This is a genomic window from Haliscomenobacter sp. (genome assembly GCF_033763495.1).
Taxonomy (GTDB): domain Bacteria; phylum Bacteroidota; class Bacteroidia; order Chitinophagales; family Saprospiraceae; genus Haliscomenobacter.
This window is the reverse complement of record NZ_JANRKL010000147.1, coordinates 1-4,889: the sequence shown is the minus strand read 5'-3', so window position 1 is coordinate 4,889 and position 4,889 is coordinate 1. Positions and strand designations below refer to the sequence as shown.

Sequence of the window (4,889 nt, the reverse complement as noted above, 5' to 3'; positions counted from 1 at the left end):
TTATTGGATCACTTTGACTTTACTCCCATCCTCCAGATACGGTGCACCCGAGGTAACCACCTGGCTACCCGCAGTTAATCCAGCCGCGATGATGGCTTTGTTTTCAAAAATCTGGCCGATGCTCACTTCGGTACGTTTGACGGTATTGTCGCTTTGCAGTACGTAGACGAAGGCTTTGGTGCCACTACTTTCTACCAAGGCATCGATGGGTACAATGGGGTGCGCACCATCTTCTTTGGGGTAAATGTTCAGAGAAGCAATCAAGCCTACGGCCAGGCGCGGCATAGTGCCCGTGAAGGCAAATTCGGCGTCGAAAGTGCCACTTTGTGGGTTACCTACATCGGCCAACTGGCTGACTTTGGCCGCGAAATTGCGGTTGGGATAAGCATCCAGTTTTACCTCAGCGCGGTCGCCCAGCTTAAGGCGCGCCCAATCCCGGTCAACCAGGCCACTTTTGACCACCCAATCGGCCTGCGCCGATCCCAGGATGTAAAACACGGGCGTGCCTGGCCCTACTACTTCACCTTGGTTCATCAGTTTTTTGATCACTTTGCCACTGATCGGCGAGCGGATTTCGGAATAACTCTGGTTGTAGCGGGCGATTTGTAAGTTTTGCTCTGCAACGCTCAATCCGGTCGTAGCGTCTTGCACCTGCTCCAGCGTGGCTACACTATCGGCGTAGAGGTTTTTGGCACGGGTAAGGTCGCGTTTGGACTTACTCACGGCTTCGTTGGCTTGTTGAACCTGGGCGTTGATTTCGGTGAGGTTGAGGGTCGCCAACAATTGACCCTGGCGTACAAAAGCGCCTTCCTCCACTAAAATGCGGGCAATGATACCACCGGTTTTAAAGGCAGGTCGGGCCTCATTGGACGCCGAAACGATCCCTGAAACCTGTACGGGTACCGAGATGACTTCGCTGCTGACGTCCACCACTTTTACGGGAATTGAAGTGTCGGGTGCGGGTTTGTTGGCCTCAGCGCTGTGCTCTTTTTTACCACAAGCTGCCAAAATCAACAAGGAGAGTACTAGGGAAAAATGGTGAATTTTCATGGCAATGAATATTGTAGTGGCCTTCCTCAAAGGGGCCTTATTTTTATTTGTTAATTGGATAAGCAGCCAGGGCGCGTTCCAGCTCGGCTTTGCGCATCAGCACATTGTAGTAGGCAATGGAACGGCGGACGTCGAGGTTAGTGACCTGGGTACGGGCATCGAGCAATTCGATGTAATTGGCCACTCCTTCTTTGTAGCGGCGAAAGGTATCTCGGTAGTACTGGCGGGCAGCGTCTTGCTGGGTATCGTAGCTTTTTAGCACTTCCTGCTCGGCTTGTACTGCGTTTTGGGCAACCCGGATTTGCAGTTGAATCTGGTCTTTGACTTGTGCGATTTGTTCGTTCATTGCACTGACATTGCTGGCCGCTTGTTGTACTTGTAACTTATTGCGGTTGGCCGTCCATAGTGGGATTTCGAGGGAAATGCCCAGCAGGGCGTAAGGGCCTACATCGAGGCCGAAGGCTTGGGAGCCGACATCGAGTTGTGCACCCAATTTGGGTTTGCGGTAGGTCTCTTCCAGATTCACCACCAGTTGGTTGATCTCCTGGGCTTTATTCAACTGGGCAATTTCTTCGCGGTTTTCAAAAATAAAGGGGCGACCGTCCTGTTCGCTCACTAAAATACGGTCGCCCCCCTGAACTATTAGAATGGTATCAATGGCAATGGGTTGATCGAGGCTGCGGCCCAACAAGTGGTTAAAGTAGGCGGCAGCGTTGCGCTGTTGGTTGCGGGCCTCTACGGCCTGGGCTTCCACGGCGGCAATTTCGGAATTGCTGCGGGTGATCACGCTGGGGATGGCTTTGTCATTGCGCACCAGACTTTCATTGACCCTTTTGCTTTCCTGAAGCAACTGGATCGCATTTTGGTAAATCTGGGCCGCTTCCCGTGCCTGGAGGTATTGGTAGTAGGCCAATTTTACATTTTTGGCCAATTCGCGGCGGTACACCTGCATGTCGATTTCCTGGAGGGAAACCTGGGCGTTTTTGATGCTGCGGTTGATCTTGATCTCGGCATTGATGATGGGCTGCTGGGCACGCACCTTGATGTCGTAAAAATTATTGGGTGCCAGCAACTCGTTGACGTTTTCAATCTGGGGAAATTGGTTGCTGTTGGTCATTTGATTAAGGGTAGAATAGACCGGGTTCAGCAAATCCCCAACGGGAAACTCCAATCGGCGGCCACCCGCTGCCAGGGTATAAGCCCCGTTCAAATTGACGGTGGGATAATACAATCGTTTGGCTTCTTCCAGCGCCAACAGGTTGCGCTCCAACACAAATTGCTTTTCTTTCAGGGCGTGGCTATTTTGGATGGCTTCCTGAATGTAGGCATCCAGCGGGTTGGTTTGCCCCGCAAGGATCAAGGGCAATAACAGTAGCGGGAGAACGAACAGTCGGATAATTCCACATATGAGTGGGGACCTTGGTGTTTTCATGATCAACTTCAATTCAATGTTTGGGTGAATCTTCCGTAAAGTTACAGTTAAGCCATTGGCTAAGACAGTGAAAGCTGCTGAGCTGTGGCAAAAAAACATTGAATTGTAGGTATGGGGGGCTGAATTGTAGGAAAAGAGGTCCTGGATCGAAGGGGGGGTTTTTTTACCACCTAAGGAACTGAAGGCACTGAAGGGACACCATTAGGAATTAAAAAGAAACATCATGAGTTTTTGAGAGGCCAAGTTGAGAGAGCGGTTAAATCTCCGCATTTTTTACCGCAGAGTTTCGCAGAGTAAACCACAGAGTTTCTCAGAGTTGGCCACCTTTGGTGGTTAAGAGTACTCAGAGGCGCACTGAATGAATACTAAATGGCTAACAATCAGATTTTAATCGTACTCGACCTCCAGCCACCAGAGGTGGCAAAACTCCTAAAAACTAATTGAACTCTGTGAAAATCTGTGGTTTACTCTGCGAAACTCTGCGGTAAAAAAATTAATAAATTCAAAACTCACGTTATGCTAAAGAATCATTCGAAATACAAATCTTAATGGACTACACCTCCGCCAAATACTCATGCACAAACTTAATCGCCATCGCCCCTTCACCCACTGCCGAAGCTACCCGATTCATCGCTCCGGCGCGTACATCTCCGGCCGCAAAAATACCGGGCTGGCAGGTTTCCAGCAAGAAGGGTTCACGTTGGCGTTTCCAGATCGATTTGAATTGAGGGTATTGTTTGAGTTCCTTGCCTGTTTCGATGAAACCTTTGTCATCCACCAAAATATTGGAAGGCAACCATTCTGAGGCGGGGCGGGTGCCGATGAAGATGAACAAGGAATCTGCCTTGACCTGGCGGGTTTCTTTGGTTTCCACGTTTTCCAGAACGATGCACTCCAGGGATTCGTGCCCCAGGGCTTCGATGACCTCGGTTTTGCCCAAAATTTCGATGTTGGGAATGGCCTTGATTTGGTCGATCAGGTAGGAAGACATGGTTGCGGTGAGGTCTTCGCGGCGGATGACGATGTGGACTTTATTGGCAAATTGGGAAAGATACACCGCGCCCTGCCCTGCAGAGTTGCCGCCGCCGACCACATAAATTTGTTTGTCGCGACAGGCATTGGCCTCCGTGGTGGCTGCACCGTAATACACACCCGCTCCAGTGAATTGATCGGCGCCTTTGGCGGGCAATTTGCGGTAATCGACTCCGGTAGCAATGATCACACTTTTGGTATTGATTTGGTTGCCGTCCCGCAGGGTCAGTTTTTTGTAATTGCCTTCAATCTCAATTTTATCTACCCCCGTTGAGGATAGAAACTCTGCGCCCAGGCGGGTAGCTTGCGTGATGGCCCGACGAGTAAGGTCAGAACCACTCAATCCATCGGGAAAACCAAGGTAGTTTTCAATCCGCGAGCTCGTTCCAGCCTGCCCCCCGGGGGCACGGCGCTCAATCAGCAAGGTCTTCAAGCCCTCCGAACCACCATATACTGCCGCGGCCAAACCGGCAGGCCCTGCGCCAATGATGACTACATCGTAAGTTTCCTGCGTAGCCTGGGTTGCCAGGCCCAGTTTAGAGGCCAATTCAGTGATGTCTGGATTTACCAAAGGGGTGCCGTCCTCCAATAAAACTACGGGCAAATCTTTCGTTTCTAGATTGTGGAGGGCCAGCCATTCCTGGGCTCTTTCATCATTTTCAATGTCAAGCCATTGGTAAGGGAAGAGGTTTCCGGCCAAAAAATCCTTGATTTCGTGCGACTTTGGAACGTATTGGTACCCAATCAGCCGGATGCCGTGGAATTCAGGAATATAGTTGTTTTGCCATTGATCCAGAAGTTTGTCAATGACCGGATAGAGCTTTTCACTGGGTGGATCCCAGGGTTTGATCAAGTAGTGATCCAGACCTACGTTGTTGATGGCGCGGATGGCTGCTTCTGTGTCTGAATAGGCGGTGAGCAGCACCCGTTTGGCTTCTGGGAAATACGTTTTGGCTTGTTCCAGAAATTCCACGCCCAGCATGTTGGGCATGCGTTGGTCGGACAAAAACAGCGCCACTGTATCCCCTTGCTTTTTTAGATCGGGCAGGCTTTTCAGTGCCTCCAGAGGCGAGTCCGTACTCAGGATGCGGTATTCATTTTTGTAGGCGTTGCGCAAATCATTCTTGAGTGAGCGCAATACTTGTGGATCATCGTCGATGGAAAAAATGATGGGTTTTTTATCGTTAGCCATAGTTGAATGGGTTGAGGAGTGGAACATCCGACGCTTCGGCTTTGCTCAGCGACCGGATGGTCTACAAAGGGATACAAACCGAAAAAATCGTTTCTCCGGGTTTTGACTTTACATTGATTTCACCGTGATGCTTAAGGACGATTCGACGTGTAATTTCAAGGCCCATCCCGGTACCTTTACCTA

General features: G+C 50.3%; 4 protein-coding genes. All 4 read right to left on the bottom strand.

What is annotated here, in order from left to right:
* The 4 genes from SFV55_RS14910 to SFV55_RS14895 all read right to left on the bottom strand — a co-directional run bounded on the left by SFV55_RS14910 (position 1) and on the right by SFV55_RS14895 (position 4,872).
* Positions 1 to 1,050, bottom strand: a complete 1,050-nt coding sequence (locus SFV55_RS14910; RefSeq protein ID WP_320030314.1) for an efflux RND transporter periplasmic adaptor subunit — start codon at positions 1,048 to 1,050, stop codon at positions 1 to 3.
* Between the two features lie 43 nt (positions 1,051 to 1,093).
* Positions 1,094 to 2,482 (bottom strand): TolC family protein, encoded by a 1,389-nt coding sequence (locus SFV55_RS14905; protein ID WP_320030313.1) that lies wholly within the window; start codon positions 2,480 to 2,482, stop codon positions 1,094 to 1,096.
* Between the two features lie 553 nt (positions 2,483 to 3,035).
* Complete coding sequence (locus SFV55_RS14900; protein ID WP_320030312.1) at positions 3,036 to 4,706, bottom strand: FAD-dependent oxidoreductase; 1,671 nt, start codon at positions 4,704 to 4,706, stop codon at positions 3,036 to 3,038.
* 61 nt (positions 4,707 to 4,767) lie between these two features.
* Positions 4,768 to 4,872, bottom strand: a complete 105-nt coding sequence (locus SFV55_RS14895) for a hypothetical protein (RefSeq protein WP_320030315.1) — start codon at positions 4,870 to 4,872, stop codon at positions 4,768 to 4,770.
* Positions 4,873 to 4,889: the final 17 nt, after the last annotated feature.